Here is a 15,861-nt window from a genome sequence, read left to right as displayed (position 1 = left end):
AAGCCGTCCGCATGACCGAAACAGCATACCCTCCCCACGCCACTCCCATCGCCACCGCCATCGACGGCCGGGTGACGCTGCGCACTCTGATCCTGATCCGCTGGATCGCGGTGTTCGGCCAGCTGACCGCCGTGCTGTCCGTCCATTACGGCTTTGGCTTCAAGCTGCCGCTGGGACCGGCGCTGGCCGCGATGGGCGCCTCGGTGCTGCTGAACCTCGCGGCGCAGGCCCAGCGCGGTGCGCGGCCCCGGCTGGCGGACCGCGACGCCGCGCTGTACCTGGGATACGACACGCTGCAATTGACGCTGCTGCTCTACCTGACCGGCGGGCTGCAAAATCCCTTCGCGATCCTGATCCTGGCGCCGCTGACGGTCGCCGGTACCATTTTGTCGCGGGTCAGCGTGACGGCGCTGACGGTGCTGGCGCTGTGCTGCCTGACCGGGCTGGCGCTCTGGCAGTTCCCGCTGCCCTGGGCCAACGGCGCCGTGGGCCTGCCGCCGCTCTACCTGCTCGGCATCTGGCTGGCGCTGTCGCTCTCCGCGATCTTCATCACCGCCTATGTCTGGAGCGTGGCGCAGGAGGCGCGGTCGATCTCCGACGCGCTGTCCGCCAGCCAGATGGCGCTGGAGCGTGAGCAGCGGCTGTCGGCGCTGGGCGCGCTGGCGGCGGCCGCGGCCCATGAACTCGGCACGCCGCTGGGCACCATCCATCTCGTCGCCAAGGAACTGGCGAGCGAGATCCCGCCGGACAGTCCGCTGGCCGAGGACATAGCGCTGCTGCAAAGCCAGAGTCTGCGCTGCCGCGACATCCTGGCCGAGTTGTCCCGCAAGCCGGAGGCGGAGGGCGGCGAGCCGTTCGACCGCCTGACGGTCGCGGCGTTGATCGACGCCGCCGGCGCTCCCCATCGCCTGGGTCATATACAATTCGTCCTGGAGACCGACGCGGTCGCCGGACCCGCCGTGCCGATGATCCGGCGCAGCCCTGAAATCATCCACGGGCTCGGAAACCTGATCCAGAATGCCACCCAGTTCGCCCGGTCCCGCGTGACCGTCCGTGCCCGCTGGGACCTGGAATCACTGACGATTACGGTGACCGACGACGGTCCGGGCTTCCCGCAGAGCCTGCTGCACCGGATCGGCGAGCCGTACATATCGACGCGTGTCGAGGGCGGCCGGGCGGACGGACGGGCGCATATGGGGCTCGGCATCTTCATCGCGCAGACCCTGCTGGAACGGACCGGCGCGATGGTCGGGTTCGCCAATAGTCGTAGCGGCGGGGCGCAAGTTGTCGTACGGTGGATTCCACCGATTTTCGACACGAAAGGCTGAGGACGGGAACGCAGAATGACATCCGAGATCGGTCCGACAGGCGAGCCCGCCAAACTTACATTCTCCGGCGACGCTTCCCGCAGCCTACTGGTTGTCGATGACGACCCCCCATTCCGCAACCGTCTGGCGAGAGCGATGGAGAAGCGCGGCTTCGACGTCGTCGCGGTCGACAGCGTCGCGATGGGGATAGAGGTTGCCCAGGAATCCGCCCCCGTCTTCGCCGTGGTCGATCTGAGGCTGGGCGACGGCAGCGGGCTGGACGTGGTCGCCGCCTTGCGCGATGCCCGTCCCGACAGCAGGATCGTGGTGCTGACCGGGTACGGCAACATCGCGACTGCCGTCGCGGCGGTCAAGGCCGGCGCCGTCGATTACCTGCCCAAGCCGGCCGATGCCGACGCGGTGGAAGCGGCATTGCTTGCCGACGGCCGTCCGTTGCCGCCGCCGCCGGAAAACCCGATGTCGGCCGATCGAGTCCGCTGGGAACATATTCAGCGGGTGTTCGAGCAGTGCGACCGCAACGTGTCGGAGACCGCGCGCCGCTTGAAGATGCATCGTCGGACGCTCCAGCGCATCCTGAACAAGCACGCTCCGCGCGGCTGACTTCTTCCGGGGCTGGCTACTTCAGGATATGGGAACCAATTCAGGTTGGTTCGGGTTCTTGCCGATACGCAAACGCTTGCCGGTAAGAACCCCCTGTTGGAGTCCGCCATGACCAAGGACGAGATTGTCGATACCCTGAACGACCTGATCCAGATCACCGAGGACAGTCACGAAGGGTACCGCAAATCCGCCGAAGACGCCGAGGAACAGGATCTCAAGTCCCTGTTCAACGATCTGTCGGCCCAGCGCGGCGCCATGGTCCGGGACCTCCAGAAGCACGTTGCGGAACAGGGCGGGGCGCCGGAGGCGAGCGGCACCATCCTGGGCGGGGCACACCGCTTCTTCGTCGGCCTCAAGTCGTCCGTCATGGGACGCGACCGGACGGCGATCCTCCAGGAGATCGAACGGGGCGAAAGCGAAGCCGTCCGCCGTTACGAGCAGGCGCTCGACAAGGACTTGCCGACCCATCTCGCCGGCGTGATCAGCCAGCATCTCTCCCGGCTGAAGAGCGACCGCGACCGCGTCGCGGCGCTGAGCAAGGCATCCGCCTAGGTCCGGGCGGATAGCACCGCCTGCAACCATCCGAGCGTGGCCTTGTTGGAGTCCGAATACGCTCCTCCGGAAAAAGGACCACGCCGATGGCTACCAATGCCGAAATCGCCGCCAAGCTTCTGCGGGACGCCGCGACCTTCTTCCGCCATGTCGGCGAGCAGAACGATCCGATCAAGGACCAGATGGACAGCAATGCCCAAGCCTACGACACGATCGCCGAACTGGTCGAGACCGAACCGACAGCCGAGTTCGACCTGATCGACCAGCGTTAAGGCAGGCCTACTCTTTCCGCCGCTTCTCCACCTGCGCCAGCACGGCGCGCTTTTCAGCCGGGGATTTGCCGCTCCAATCGGTGATCTCGTCGATGGTACGCAGACATCCCCGGCAAAGTTTCGATGCCGGATCGATCACGCAGACACGCGTGCAGGGGGATGGCACGGTGTTGTTCTCCAGGTGCAACGTCAAGCCGGTGACCTCTGCGCCGCGGCGATCATCCGTTCGGCCAGCGCCAACCCGCTGAGATAGGCCCCTTCCACGCGGGCGCCGTTGCACCAGTCGCCGCAAGCGCCCAATCCGCGTTCCGGATCGAATAGGCATTCCTCGTCCAGGGCATGGAGCGGCAGGGAAAAACGCCAGCGGTGGGCCGCCAGATGCTCGGTCGGGACGGCGGCTGCCGTGCCGACGAGATCGCGTAGTGCCGCAGTCAGGGCTTCGATCACGGTATCCTGCTCGTCCTCGATATGCCTCTGCGACCATTCCGGCGATGCGTGAAGCACCCAGGCCTCGCCGTCGGGCCGGCAGGGTTTGGAACTGTCGCGCGCGATCCAGGACAGCGGCGATCCAGTGACGAAGGCGCCGTCGTAGCCGAGGTCCAGCCGCCGTTCGAACCGCGCCATCACCGTCCAGCATCCCGCCATGACGGCATCGGCGGCACGGGAGGCCAAATCGGGCGCCTCCGCCAACAAGGGCACCGCCTGAGGGCTGGGCACCGCGACCGCCACCATGTCGTAACTGCCGAGGTCGCCGCCGCGCTCGTCTTCCAGGCGCCAGCGCCGTCCGTCGGGCACCACGCTCGCGACCCGGACGCCGGCCTGCGGCTCGACCACGGTCGCTAGGGCGCGGGCCGGCGCGTTCATGCCGGGCATGCCGACGAATCGCTCGCCCGGCGACTCTTCCAGCGACAACTCCCCCTCCGATCCGGTCTTCCCGATGCGGACGATGCGGCCGTTCCAGAGGGCCACGATGCCGTCATGGACCCAGGCGTCGACACGATCCCGGAATCGCTGGTCTCGCGCGGTGAAATACTGCGCGCCGTGGTCGAACCGGAGGTCGTCGGCGCGTCGTGTCGAAAGCCGTCCACCCGGCCCGCGTCCCTTGTCGAAAACGGTGACGGACCATCCCTGCCGGATCAGCCGTTCGGCGCAGATCAGTCCGGACAGGCCGGCGCCGATGACGGCCGCGCGCGGGACCGCGCGGTGGCTTGGAAACTCGATGACCGCTGGATCGTTCATACCGGAAGCCTTTGCTTGGACGGCGGTTTGGGACGGCGTTCGATGTGGTCGGTGGCCGGCATGACAATAGAACACTGCGGCCAATCATCCAGGCCCAAAGAAACCTGATGCCATCCACGGCGATGCCGGTTAGATTAATTTTCTTATAATGCTAGTTAAATGCATGGTTACGCCAGTTGGTGCCGGATCAGTGAACAGCGATGGCATGTCGAACATAAGTACGAGCGAACAACCGGACCGAAGCGGCTTTCCAGGGGTCAATTATCCGGATCGGAAATCTACGGTGCCGGCACATCGCCAGCGGGGCCGGCAACGTGGCCGCACCGGTTGGGCCCGCCATACCACGCTCGCCGTTATCATCGTCGGCCTGATCGTTTCGGTGACGATTTTCTTCGCGGTTCGCGAGCAGACCATTGCCCATCTTGCCGACAACCTGGAAGTCCAGGCTGGACGAACGACCGAAACCATCCAGCGCCGCATCCGCACCGTCGAGGACGCCGTACGGGCGGTGAGCGGGCTGTTCGGCGCTTCCGGTGCCGTTACGCCGGAGAGATTTTCGGGCTTCATCGACCATATCCTATCCGAAGGGAAGGATGTCGACCTGCTGTTCTGGGCTCCGGTCCCGGCTGGCGGGGCAGCGGCTTCCTACACTGCCGGGTCGCGGGTGATGCCGGGACAACTGGCGGCGCTCGAAAGCTCGCCCGACTTGCGTGTCCTGATCGCAGCCGCGCAGACCGGGCGCCCGCTGGCGACGGCGGTGGTCGATGGCTCGTCCCTGGGCATGGCGGATGGCCGTGTCCTTGCCGTCGCGGTTCCGACACGGCAGAGCCGGGACGGAGCGGTCACGGGCGCCGCAGTAGGTCTCGCGGCTTTCGACACGCTGTTCCGCAGGCGATCCGGGGACGTTCCCGAAGCGGCTGCATCCAGCTTGAAAATCTATGACCCGCAGGCCCCCGACATCACCCTTTACGGCCTTGGCGCCGATCCGGCGACGCAACCGACCATGCTGGCCGGCCCTGTCATCTTCCATTCCAAGCTGGCGCTGGGTGACAGGGTCTGGATCGCCCAGTTTCAGGGTACGGTACTCAAGCTGCCGCCGCTGCTCGCCTTCGCGCCGGCAGGGACCCTGTTCGGCAGCCTCATCCTGACCGCCGTGCTGGCGGCCTATCTCAACACGACCCAGCGCCGCGCGCGCGATGTCCGTGCGCTGGCGTCCAGCCTGAAGCGCGCCAATCACGAACTCCAGCGCCGGATCGACGAGCATTACCGGACTGCGGCGGCACTGGGCGACAGCGAGCGCAAGTACCGCGACATCTACGAGAACGCGGTGGAAGGCATTTTCCAGACCTCGCCCGACGGCAGGATGCTGAGCGCCAACCCGGCTCTTGCCCGCATCTACGGCTACGAAACCCCGGAAGAGGTTCTGGAGGCGCTTCAGGACGTCAGCCGGCACCTTTACGTGGATCCGTCCAGCCGCGCGGAATTCGTTCGGCTGCTGGAACAGCAGGACATCATCTACAGCTTCGAGTCCGAGATCGTCCGTAAGGACGGACGGCGGATCTGGATCGACGAGACCGCACGCGCCGTGCGCGACGGCGCCGGCCGCCTGCTTTACTACGAAGGCAAAGTCGAGGACGTCACCGAGCGCAAGGCCGCCGAAGAAACCATGCGGCAGGCCAAGGAGCAGGCCGATCTTGCCAACCGGGCCAAGACCGAGTTCCTGGCCAATATGAGCCACGAGCTGCGGACGCCGCTGAACGCCGTCATCGGCTTTTCCGAAATCATCATGGAGGAGATGTTCGGTCCCGCCGGGCGCCCGGAATACGTCGAATACGCGCACGACATCCACGACAGCGGCCGCCTGCTGCTCGAACTTATCAACGATATCCTGGACATGTCGAAGATCGAAGCCGGCAAGAAGGAGTTGCAGGACAGCGTCATCGATATCGGCAGGGTGATGATGAGCAGCGTCCGCCTCGTCCATCCCCGTGCCCAGCTTGGCAACGTGACCATCGAGGTGGACCTGCCGCCCGACCTGCCGGCTGTCCGGGCGGAGGAATTGTCGATGAAGCAGATCATCACCAACCTGCTCACCAACGCCGTCAAGTTCACGCCGGAAGGCGGCAAGGTCCTGCTCTCGGCCAGGATCGAAACCGATGGCTGGATGACGATGACCGTGGTCGACACCGGCATCGGCATAGCGCCCGAAGACATGGACAAGGCGCTGGCTCCGTTCGGCCAGATCGAAAGCTCGCTGAGCAGCAAGACGCAGGGGACGGGATTGGGACTGCCGCTGGCTCAGGCGTTGGTACAACTGCATGGCGGCACCCTGGACCTGGAAAGCTCGCCGGGCTCCGGCACCACGGCGACCATCCGCCTGCCGGCGGACCGTGTCAGCCGCAACGTGGCCTGACGGTTGGACCGCTTAAAGCTGAACCAGCCCTCTCCGGACAAAAAAAGAGGCCGCCCAAACGGGCGGCCCGAAGTCTAGGGAGGAAACGCCCAAAGAGGCGTGTGCAGCATCGCTGCTGCACTGCAACATATAATGTACGATCCAGTACAAGGCAAGTCCGAATTGCACCGAGGGTCTAGTTAATTCGTACCATGCCTTCCGGCGCAATCGATATCAGGCGGCCTTGGAGAACTGATCGTTGGCAGGCGTGCTGCCGAAAACCGGAGTAGCAGTGGCTGAAACGCCCGTGGCGCCTGAGTTTTGGCCGGATGCCTTCTCGCCGGACGACAGCCGCTTTGCGATGACCGTGCTGATGATGGTGTGGGCGACCGCGATCAGGGCGAGGATGGCGACGGCTTCGAAGGTGGTTCCTGTCAGCATGGTATCGGCTCCGGTTGAGATGTCAGCGTCTTGCGTTGCACCAAATATGCTGCGAGTGCGTGCTGATGTCAAATATTGTATGTCGTATTTTGTATACCAGATTTGGAAGCCAGCATTGCGATTTCGAGATAGCTCGCTGATGAGGTTGTAAAGTTAAAATTCAGCATGCGTTTCGGCCGCAAGACCGGCTTCGGCGTCCCAGAACATCGCCTCGATCTTATGGCCATCGGGATCGCGTACGAAGCAGCCATAATAGGCCGGACCGTAATGCGGCCTTGGCCCCGGCTTTCCCTCGTCGATGGCGCCGGCTTCCAGCGCCGCGGCGTGGAAGGCGTTGACGACCTCGGCCGAGTCGGCGAGGAAGCTGATGTGGACGCCGTTGCCGATGGTGGCGGGGTGCCCGTCGACGGGGACCTGGACCCAGAACTCCGGATATTCCTTGCCATAGGCGACGGCGCCAGGGTGTTCGGCGATGCGGCGGCAGCCAAGGGCGGGCATCACCTTGTCGTAGAAAGCGGCGGCACGGGCGAAGTCGTTCGTACCGATCGAGACATGCGACAGAATGCTCTTGTTTGTTTCGCTCATTCGAGCCTCCCTGGATTGACGTGTGGTCGGTGGACTACCCCGAAAGGGCTTGTTCCTGAATGGCATGAGATTACCATGGCGTATGCGCCAGGCTGGAGAGCGGTGATGAATGAATACGTGACGGCCATGCTCGATTTGCTGATTGGCCTAGTCTCCGAGGTTCCACTTAGTCACCGCTTGTTCAAGGGCGCTCCGGATGTTCCTCCGAAGTCCGCGAATGCCAAATGGGATTCAAACGCTCAAGGAGAGCGGATTGCCAGCATCGAGGGGCGACTTAACGAGCAATCCCGCATCCTGGAAGCCTTGATTCACACCCGATCCGTCGCCTGAAATGCCCAGTGAACCGGCAGGGCCAAGCGCCCGGATCGATGCGGCTGCGAGCAGAGTCTCGGAGCAATCCAAGCGGGTCGCCGCGATCCGGGCGGCGCTTCGCCGTATGCTTGACGATGAGTCAAAGGCCGAACAGATCGCCCGCGCTTTCAAGGGACTTCTGAAGCGCTGAAACGGCCGGTCACACCGCCCGCAGCCGCTCCAATGCCCACGACGCCGCGTCACGCACCAAATCCGACTCGTCCGCCGTCAGCCGTTCCACCACGCCGATCTGCGCCTGATCGCCGCTGTTTCCCAACGCCGTCAGAACGTTGCGGACGAAGCGGTCGCGTCCGATCCGCTTGATCGGCGAGCCGGAGAACACCTGCCGGAAGCCTGCGTCGTCCAGTTGCGCCAGATCGGCCAGCCGGGGCGCCGTCAGCTCGGCGCGGGGGAGGAACGCCGCTTCGCGGGTGCGCTTGGCGAACTTGTTCCAGGGGCAGGCGGCAAGGCAGTCGTCGCAGCCATAGATGCGGTTGCCCATCAGCGGGCGAAGGTCTTCGGGGATGGGACCCTTGTGCTCGATCGTCAGGTACGAGATGCAGCGGCGCGCATCCAGCCGGTAGGGCTCGGGGAATGCCGCCGTCGGGCAGGCGTCCTGGCAGCGGCGGCACGAGCCGCACAGGTCGGCGCCAGGGGAATCGGGCGGCAGTTCCAGGGCGGTATAGACCTCCCCCAGGAACAGCCATGAGCCATGCTCGCGCGACACCAAGTTGGTGTGCTTGCCCTGCCAGCCCAGCCCGGCCTGCTCCGCCAGAGGCTTTTCCATCACCGGGGCCGTATCGACGAAGACCTTGACGTCCGTTGCGAAACTACGGTGGACCCATTGGGCCAACTGCTTCAGCCGGCTCTTGACCACGTCGTGGTAGTCGCGGCCCCGCGCATAGACGGAGACGATGCCCCGGTCCGGATGCTCCAGCAGGCTCCTCGGGTCCTCGTGCGGCGCGTAGGACATGCCGAGCGCGATAACAGTCCGCGCCTCCGGCCAAAGCACCTGGGGATCGCCCCGGCGGTCGGCCTTTTCGAGCATCCAGCCCATGTCGCCGTGGAGGCCTTGGGCCAGGAAGTCGCCCAGCCGCTCTCTCGCCTCGTCGCCGAGGGAGGCCGGCGCGAAGCCCACGGCGTCGAAGCCGAGTGCCAGCGCCCGGTCCCGGATCTGCTCCCGCTTGTCAGCCGCGTCCACGATAAGGGGCCACCCCCTGGTCGGGTACCCAGACGCCGTCCGGCGCCGGGCCGGTCTGGTAGAACACGTCGATCGGAATGCCGCCGCGCGGATACCAGTAGCCGCCGATGCGCAGCCAGACCGGCTTCAACTCGTCCACGAGGCGCTTGGCGATGCTGACGGTGCAGGCTTCGTGGAAGGCGCCGTGGTTGCGGAACGACGTCAGGTACAGTTTCAGCGACTTGCTCTCGACCAGCCAGTCGCCGGGGACGTAGTCAATCACCAAATGCGCGAAGTCCGGCTGGCCGGTGATCGGGCAGAGCGACGTGAATTCGGGTGCGGCGAAGCGCACCAGATAGCCGGTACCCGGATGCGGGTTCGGCACCCGCTCAAGCACTGCTTCTTCGGGCGAGGCGGGTTGGGCGGTGTTGCCGCCCAGTTGGGTCAATCCGTCATAGATCGACTGGGACACTGTGGATCTCCTCATCGGCCGCTCCACCGGCCTTGGCATCGGGTTCGGTTGCGGCGGCTTCGGCTTCAGCTTCGGCGGCGGGCGTCCCGGCCAGCGGATCGGGGGTGGCGGGGATGTCGCCGAGCAGCAATTGCGCTTCCAGCTCCGCCGCGCGTTCCTCGAAGCAGCCCTGAGCGATGGCGCGGCGCAGGTCCGCCATCAGGTCCTGGTAGTAGCTCAGGTTGTGCCACGTCAGCAGCATGGGGCCGAGCATCTCGCCCGCCTTGAACAGGTGATGCAGATAGCCCCTGCTGTAGCTGCGGCAAGCCGGGCAGCCGCATTTTTCGTCCAGCGGCCGGTCGTCATGGGCGTGGCGGGCGTTGCGGATGTTCAGGACGCCGCGCCGGACGAAGGCCTGGCCGGTGCGGCCCGATCGCGTCGGCATCACGCAGTCGAACATGTCGATGCCGCGCCGGACCGCGCCGATGATGTCGCTGGGCTTGCCGACACCCATCAGGTAGCGCGGCCGGTCCTTGGGCAGCAGGGGAGTCGTCACGTCCAGCGTGTCGAACATCATCTGCTGGCCTTCGCCGACCGCCAGCCCGCCGACGGCATAGCCGTCAAAGCCGATATCGGTCAGCGCCTTGACCGACTCAGCCCGCAGATCGGCATAGACGCTGCCTTGGACGATGCCGAACAGCCCGTAGCCGGGGCGCTCGACGAAGGCATCGCGTGAGCGCTGCGCCCAGCGCATGCTCAGCTTCATGCTCTTCTCCGCGACCTCGTGGGTGGCGGGGAAGGCGGTGCATTCGTCCAGGCACATCGTCACGTTGCTGTCGAGCAGATGCTGGATCTGCATCGACCGCTCGGGCGTCAGGTGGTGGCGCTTGCCGTCCAGATGAGATTTGAAGGTGACGCCGTCCTCGCTCATCTTCCGCAGGTCGGACAGCGACATCACTTGGAACCCGCCGCTGTCGGTCAGGATCGGGCCGTGCCAGTTCATGAAGCGGTGCAGGCCGCCGAGCTGGGCGACCCGCTCGGCGGTCGGGCGCAGCATCAGGTGATAGGTATTGCCAAGGATGATCTGGGCGCCCGTGGTTTTGACCGACCCGGGCATCATGCCCTTGACGGTTCCGGCTGTTCCGACCGGCATGAAGGCCGGCGTTTCCACCGTGCCGTGGGCGGTGGTCAGCGTGCCGCGCCGCGCCATGCCGTCGGTCGCGTGCACGTCGAAACCCAAGCCCCGAAAACCTGCACCACTGAAGCCCGAACCCGTCGCCGTCATGGCGCTCTCCCGATCAATGAAGTGTCGCCATAGGAATAGAACCTGTAGCCCGACGATATGGCGTGGGCATAGGCGGCCCGCATGCGCTCCATCCCGGCGAAGGCCGAGACCAGCATGAACAGGGTCGAGCGCGGCAGGTGGAAGTTGGTCAGCAGCAGGTCCACTGCCTTGAAGCGAAAACCCGGCGTGATGAAGATGTCGGTATCGCCGCTGAACGGCCCGATCGTGCCATCGTCCGCCGCCGCCGTTTCCAGCAGGCGCAGCGACGTGGTGCCGATCGAGACGATCCTGCCGCCGGCCCGCCGCGTGTCCCGGATCGCCCGCGCGGTATCTTCGGAAATCTCGCCCCATTCCGCATGCATGCGGTGGTCGCGGATATCGTCTACCTTGACCGGCAGGAAGGTGCCGGCCCCGACATGCAGCGTCACCGGCACGCGCCGGATGCCGCGTTCATCGAGCCGGGTCAGCAGTTCCGGCGTGAAGTGGAGACCGGCCGTGGGAGCGGCGACAGCACCCTCGCGGGCGGCGAAGACGGTCTGGTAGTCGTCGGCGTCCTTGGCCGAGGCGCCGTCAGGGCGGTGGATGTACGGCGGCAGCGGCATGACGCCATGGCGGTGCAGCGCCGCCATCAGGTCGGCGCCCGCGACCGAGAAGCGGAGCGCTATGTCGCCGGTCTCCCGCTTCTCCATCACTTCGGCCGACAGGTCCGATGCGAAGACGATGGTGTCGCCGACCCGCAGCCGCTTGCCCGGCTTGGCGAAGACGTGCCAGGTATCGGCGCCCTCGCGCTTGTGGAGGGTGGCTTCCACCCTGACCTCCCCCCGCTTGCCGGTCAGGCGGGCGGGGATGACGCGGGTGTCGTTGTAGACCAGGAGGTCGCCGGGCATCAGCAGGCCGGGCAGGTCGCGGACATGGCGGTCCGCCAGGGCGCCGCACTGAACTTCCAGCAGGCGCGCGGCGTCGCGCGGCCGTGCCGGTTCATCGGCGATCAGCTCGGGCGGCAGCTCGAAATCGAAATCAGCGGTTCTCATGAGGAGCGCCGATATAGTCCATCCCGGCGCCTTGGGAAAGGCGAATGACTCAGCGCAGACGCACGGGCATGTTGCTGGTCAGCGCCAAGCTCTCCGGCGATACCGCCCCAAGGCTGCCGTTGGGCATCGGCGTCAGGATCGTGTAGTGCCGCGCCTTGCCCTGTTCGATCCGGACGGCCACGTCTTCCAGCCCATCTCCGGAAAAGCTGCCGGACGCCAGGATCGTCATCGACCAGTTGCCGTCCGGGACGGAGATCCGAAGCCGCTTCTCATCGACGGTGAAACGATTGCGCGCGAACCTCGCCCTCGGCCGGTCGGACACTGGGAACGGGCGCAGGCTGTCGTCCAGCGTCGTGGCGTCCAGCCGCTCCGCCACGGTGCGCGCCAGCTGGGACAGAGGGGCCAGATACGTCGCCGGCTCCCGCGCCTGCCGGAGCACGAACAGCAGCGGGCAATTGCCATAGGCGCTGTGCGCGTCGGTCGGATCGGCGACCAGCGAGCGAACCCCCTGGTCCAGAAGCTTGAGATAGTCGGCGCAATTGGTGACCGTCCGCGTTCCCTGCGGCGTCGTGGTGGTGAAGACGGTACGCATCTCCCTCACGGCGTCGGGGTAGTTCGCGACGGCGCCGCGCAGGTCTGGATCGAAGATCGACGTATTGGGCAACGGCACACGCGGCGGCGCCAGACTGGCGATGGCGAAGTTCACCCCGACCGCCAGGGTGAGGCCCAGCGCCGCTATTCCCGCCAGAAATGTGAAGGTCTTCCGCTCGGAGGACCCGTCAGGCGCATCCATCGATATCCCACCGCCACAGCCTCAATCAAACGGCATAATCGCACAGGAAGGCCTCATCTTGCACAAATTTTCTTCGTCCTCGATCGGATAAATCAGTGACAGTTTGATAATTGGGCGACGTGGCCGATCAATCGCCTTCGCATGCCGACGAAATAGCCGCTAGACTGTTGTCGTCTTCAAGCCGTCCTGTCCCGCTGTTCCGGAAGATCCCATGACGTTCCACTCTCTCTACCGTCACGGTTTTGCGCGGGTCGCCTCCTGCACCATGCGGTGCGGCATCGCCGACCCCGCCGCCAATGCCGAGTCCGTGCTGCGCGTCGCCAAGACCTGCGATGAGCGGTCCGCAGCCTTGGCGATCTTCCCCGAACTGGCGGTTTCCGGCTATGCGATCGACGACCTGCTGCTCCAGGACCCGCTGCTGGATGCGGTGGAGCAAGCCCTGAACGTGATCGCCGAAGGCTCGGCCAAGCTGATGCCGCTGCTTCTGGTCGGAGCGCCGCTTCGCCATGTCAGCGGCAGGATCTATAACTGCGCGGTAGCGATCCACCGGGGCCGCATCCTGGGGGCGGTGCCCAAGATCCACCTGCCGAACTACCGGGAGTTCTACGAGAAGCGTCACTTCGCCTCGGGCGCTGGGACCGAGGGCGGCGAGATCCGGATCTGCGGCCAGACCGTGCCGTTCGGTCCCGACCTGATGTTCACGGCAGAGGATCTCCCCGACTTCGTCGTCCACGCCGAAGTCTGCGAGGACTTCTGGGTGCCGATTCCGCCAAGCTCCCAGGCGGCGCTGGCCGGCGCCACCGTGCTCGCCAACCTGTCGGCCAGCAACATCACCATCGCGAAGGCCGACACCCGCCGGCTGCTGTGCAAGAGCCAGTCGGGCCGCTGCATCGCGGCGTATCTGTACTCGGCCTCCGGGGCTGGCGAGTCCACCACTGATCTGGCCTGGGACGGCCAGACCTCGATCGCCGAGAACGGCGAGATCCTGACGGAAACCGCCCGCTTCCCGGAAGGCGACCAGATCGCGGTCGCCGACATCGACTTGGACTTGCTGCGCCAGGAGCGGATGCGGATGGGCAGTTTCGACGACAACCGCCGCTGGCGGGGGGTGTCGACGGACGCCTACCGGCACGTCTCGTTCAAGCTCGATCCGCCGATGACCGATATCGGGCTGGAGCGCAAGGTCGAGCGCTTCCCCTTCGTCCCGGCCGACCCGGCGCGGCTGGAGCAGGACTGCTTCGAGGCCTACAACATCCAAGTGGCGGGACTGGTCCAGCGCCTGAGCGCCACGCATACCGAGAAGGCCGTCATCGGCGTGTCCGGCGGCCTGGATTCGACCCATGCGCTGATCGTGACGGCCCGCGCGATGGACAGGCTGGGTCTGCCGCGCACCAACATCCTGGCCTATACGATGCCGGGCTTTGCGACCAGCGACCACACCAAGGGCAACGCCGTCCGGCTGATGGAGTCGCTGGGCGTCACATGGCGCGAGCTGGATATCCGGCCCGCCGCCCGCCAGATGCTTTCCGACATGAACCACCCCTTCGGCAAGGGCGAGCCGGTCTACGACGTGACGTTCGAGAACGTTCAGGCGGGCTTGCGCACCGACTACCTGTTCCGCCTTGCCAACCAGAACGGCGGCATCGTCATCGGGACCGGCGACCTGTCGGAACTGGGACTGGGCTGGTGTACCTACGGCGTCGGCGACCAGATGGCGCACTACAATGTCAATTCCGGCGTGCCCAAGACGCTGATCCAGCACCTGATCCGCTGGGTGATCTCGTCCGGCCAGTTCGAGCGGGATGTCGGCGTGACCCTGGATGCGATCCTGGGCACAGAGATTTCACCCGAGCTGGTCCCGGTCGCCCCCGGCGAAACGCCGCAGAGCACCGAGGCCAAGGTCGGCCCCTACGAGCTTCAGGACTTCAACCTGTTCTACACGCTGCGCTACGGCTTCCGACCGTCGAAGATCGCCTTCCTGGCGCTTCACGCCTGGAGCGACACCGAGCACGGCGACTGGCCCCCCGGCTTTCCGCCGGAACGCCGGCGGGCCTACGAACTGCCGCAGATCCGCCACTGGCTCGGCCTGTTCATCGGCCGTTTCTTCGGTTTCAGCCAGTTCAAGCGCTCCGCCATGCCGAACGGCCCGAAAGTCAGCGGCGGCGGCTCCCTGTCGCCGCGCGGCGACTGGCGGGCACCGTCGGACGGGACGGCGCGGACGTGGCTGGACGAGCTGGAGCGGAACGTGCCGAAGGAGTGATACCAACGGCTTTGAAGATTGACCGGTGAGTTCCGGATTGTTGGGCCACGGCCCAACCTACAAGGGCCGGAGTCCGTAGGTTGGACCGTGGCCCAACAATCCTGCGCATGGGTCAACTTCGAATGCCGATGGTATGAGGAGTGTAGGAAAAAGCCTGTTTTGTACTCGAATGTCATCATTCGACATGACCGCCCGGCGGATGGTCATCACAGCGGTTCAGGTTTTTTCGCCGAAAAGGTCACTATCGGTCACTATGGGTCACTATCGCTGCTCCCGGCGGCGGCTGGAATAGTGACCACCGTCGGGAGGGTCAGGCGCGCTTGGCTCAGGCGAAAAGGATGGCCGTGCCGGGGCGGGTCATCATTTCCATGAGGTCGCGTTCGATGGAATGCTTGCCTTCGAGCAGACGGCGGCGCCGGCTGCCGAGGGTGTCGAGGCCGGTCCGGGCGTACCATTCCTTCTGAACGGTCCGCCGGGCTTGCCACGCTTCCATCCTGACCTTGTGCCGCCGGCGCGCCTCCTCGCACCGGTCGGGGTCGGACCCCGACACCCGGTGGAAGTACCGGATGAAGTCGTCCTCGGACGGCCGGCAGGGCATGCTTGAGGGCAGCCCGAGCGCGTCCAGTTCCGCCCGTGTCCATATTCCGGCCAGCGGGACACGCACCTGCCGTCGGAAGCGCCGGGCCGGAAGGCGGCCGGGATCGACAGAAGCGTTTCGGCATGCTCGGCTTCCACGTCGCGGAGCCGGATGCAGGTGTCGCGGTAGCGCTTCAACAGAGCCAGAAGGCTCGCTGAAACGGTGCCGGGCGGGACGGGGGAGGTCCCCGCCGCTGCCGTGGTGACGGGAAGCGCCACGGCGGCGGTGAACAAGAACCGGCGCGAAATCGCGCCGGGTATGGTAAGCCTTCGCTCAGCCATTGATGCACCTTTGTAAAGTGGAGTTGCATTGGTGGTCAGGCCGGGTCGGGGAATTCGCAGTTCCCTGCTCCGGCCGCCCGCGCGGTTGCGGAGGGCGGGACGACACTGGACTGAATACGCCAGCAGGTCAAGAAAGATGGACGTGGCGGGAGTGGGGTCTCGTTGCCGCACACGTCGGGCGCG

At 65.7% G+C, this 15,861-nt stretch carries 17 protein-coding genes; 7 read left to right on the top strand and 10 right to left on the bottom strand.

Annotated elements, in window-relative coordinates:
* Positions 1-11 precede the first annotated feature (11 nt).
* The 4 genes from N826_RS21810 (at position 12) to N826_RS21795 (ending at position 2,752) form a co-directional block, all read left to right on the top strand.
* On the top strand, positions 12-1,328 hold the full coding sequence (locus N826_RS21810; protein WP_052831759.1) for an ActS/PrrB/RegB family redox-sensitive histidine kinase: 1,317 nt from the start codon (positions 12-14) through the stop codon (positions 1,326-1,328).
* A 15-nt stretch (positions 1,329-1,343) separates the two neighbouring features.
* Positions 1,344-1,928 carry an ActR/PrrA/RegA family redox response regulator transcription factor gene (locus N826_RS21805; protein WP_044432291.1) on the top strand — a complete coding sequence of 195 codons (585 nt, stop codon included), beginning with the start codon at positions 1,344-1,346 and terminating at the stop codon, positions 1,926-1,928.
* Positions 1,929-2,036: 108 nt separating this feature from the next.
* On the top strand, positions 2,037-2,480 hold the full coding sequence (locus N826_RS21800; RefSeq protein WP_044432290.1) for a ferritin-like domain-containing protein: 444 nt from the start codon (positions 2,037-2,039) through the stop codon (positions 2,478-2,480).
* An 86-nt stretch (positions 2,481-2,566) separates the two neighbouring features.
* Positions 2,567-2,752, top strand: coding sequence for a hypothetical protein (locus N826_RS21795; RefSeq protein WP_044432289.1), 186 nt, complete (start codon positions 2,567-2,569; stop codon positions 2,750-2,752).
* Between the two features lie 7 nt (positions 2,753-2,759).
* On the opposite strand, the gene N826_RS44270 is transcribed toward N826_RS21795, so the two are convergent.
* Positions 2,760-2,945 carry a DUF1289 domain-containing protein gene (locus N826_RS44270; protein WP_044432288.1) on the bottom strand — a complete coding sequence of 62 codons (186 nt, stop codon included), beginning with the start codon at positions 2,943-2,945 and terminating at the stop codon, positions 2,760-2,762.
* Positions 2,942-3,991 carry an NAD(P)/FAD-dependent oxidoreductase gene (locus tag N826_RS21785; protein ID WP_044432287.1) on the bottom strand — a complete coding sequence of 350 codons (1,050 nt, stop codon included), beginning with the start codon at positions 3,989-3,991 and terminating at the stop codon, positions 2,942-2,944. Before N826_RS21785 ends, N826_RS44270 begins: the two co-directional genes overlap by 4 nt.
* Before the next feature lie 283 nt (positions 3,992-4,274).
* On the opposite strand from N826_RS21785, the gene N826_RS41840 reads away from it, so the two are divergent.
* The gene (locus N826_RS41840) at positions 4,275-6,404 is read left to right on the top strand and encodes a sensor histidine kinase (RefSeq protein WP_052831754.1); all 2,130 of its coding nucleotides are present in this window, start codon (positions 4,275-4,277) and stop codon (positions 6,402-6,404) included.
* Between the two features lie 213 nt (positions 6,405-6,617).
* On the opposite strand, the gene N826_RS21775 is transcribed toward N826_RS41840, so the two are convergent.
* Positions 6,618-6,824, bottom strand: a complete 207-nt coding sequence (locus N826_RS21775) for a hypothetical protein (RefSeq protein WP_044432285.1) — start codon at positions 6,822-6,824, stop codon at positions 6,618-6,620.
* Between the two features lie 153 nt (positions 6,825-6,977).
* Positions 6,978-7,409 (bottom strand): VOC family protein, encoded by a 432-nt coding sequence (locus tag N826_RS21770; protein WP_044432283.1) that lies wholly within the window; start codon positions 7,407-7,409, stop codon positions 6,978-6,980.
* 105 nt (positions 7,410-7,514) lie between these two features.
* On the opposite strand from N826_RS21770, the gene N826_RS21765 reads away from it, so the two are divergent.
* A complete protein-coding gene (locus tag N826_RS21765) occupies positions 7,515-7,739 on the top strand; it encodes a hypothetical protein (protein WP_044432280.1) in 225 nt (74 codons plus the stop codon).
* Positions 7,740-7,920: 181 nt separating this feature from the next.
* Here N826_RS21765 and queG read toward each other — a convergent pair whose 3' ends face one another.
* The 5 genes from queG to N826_RS21740 are packed head-to-tail and all read right to left on the bottom strand — an operon-like array spanning position 7,921 to position 12,500.
* Positions 7,921-8,961: a tRNA epoxyqueuosine(34) reductase QueG gene (gene queG / locus N826_RS21760; protein WP_044432278.1), complete on the bottom strand. Its 1,041-nt coding sequence runs from the start codon at positions 8,959-8,961 to the stop codon at positions 7,921-7,923.
* Complete coding sequence (queF, locus tag N826_RS21755; RefSeq protein ID WP_044432276.1) at positions 8,948-9,427, bottom strand: preQ(1) synthase; 480 nt, start codon at positions 9,425-9,427, stop codon at positions 8,948-8,950. The genes queG and queF overlap by 14 nt, the downstream gene beginning before the upstream one ends.
* Entirely contained in the window at positions 9,393-10,676 is a 1,284-nt protein-coding gene (gene tgt, locus N826_RS21750; RefSeq protein WP_084721007.1) for a tRNA guanosine(34) transglycosylase Tgt, read from the bottom strand. Before tgt ends, queF begins: the two co-directional genes overlap by 35 nt.
* Positions 10,673-11,707: a tRNA preQ1(34) S-adenosylmethionine ribosyltransferase-isomerase QueA gene (gene queA, locus N826_RS21745; protein WP_044432275.1), complete on the bottom strand. Its 1,035-nt coding sequence runs from the start codon at positions 11,705-11,707 to the stop codon at positions 10,673-10,675. Before queA ends, tgt begins: the two co-directional genes overlap by 4 nt.
* A gap of 49 nt (positions 11,708-11,756) precedes the next feature.
* Positions 11,757-12,500 (bottom strand): hypothetical protein, encoded by a 744-nt coding sequence (locus N826_RS21740; RefSeq protein ID WP_044432274.1) that lies wholly within the window; start codon positions 12,498-12,500, stop codon positions 11,757-11,759.
* A gap of 211 nt (positions 12,501-12,711) precedes the next feature.
* On the opposite strand from N826_RS21740, the gene N826_RS21735 reads away from it, so the two are divergent.
* Positions 12,712-14,760 (top strand): NAD(+) synthase, encoded by a 2,049-nt coding sequence (locus N826_RS21735; protein ID WP_044432272.1) that lies wholly within the window; start codon positions 12,712-12,714, stop codon positions 14,758-14,760.
* Positions 14,761-15,085: 325 nt separating this feature from the next.
* Here the strand turns inward: N826_RS21735 and N826_RS21730 are convergent, their stop codons facing one another.
* A complete protein-coding gene (locus tag N826_RS21730) occupies positions 15,086-15,424 on the bottom strand; it encodes a hypothetical protein (RefSeq protein WP_147040447.1) in 339 nt (112 codons plus the stop codon).
* Positions 15,425-15,861: the final 437 nt, after the last annotated feature.

It is taken from the genome of Skermanella aerolata KACC 11604, from assembly GCF_000936425.1.
GTDB lineage: Bacteria > Pseudomonadota > Alphaproteobacteria > Azospirillales > Azospirillaceae > Skermanella > Skermanella aerolata.
Note: the sequence above shows the minus strand (reverse complement) of the source record. Positions and strands in the feature narration are given on the sequence as shown.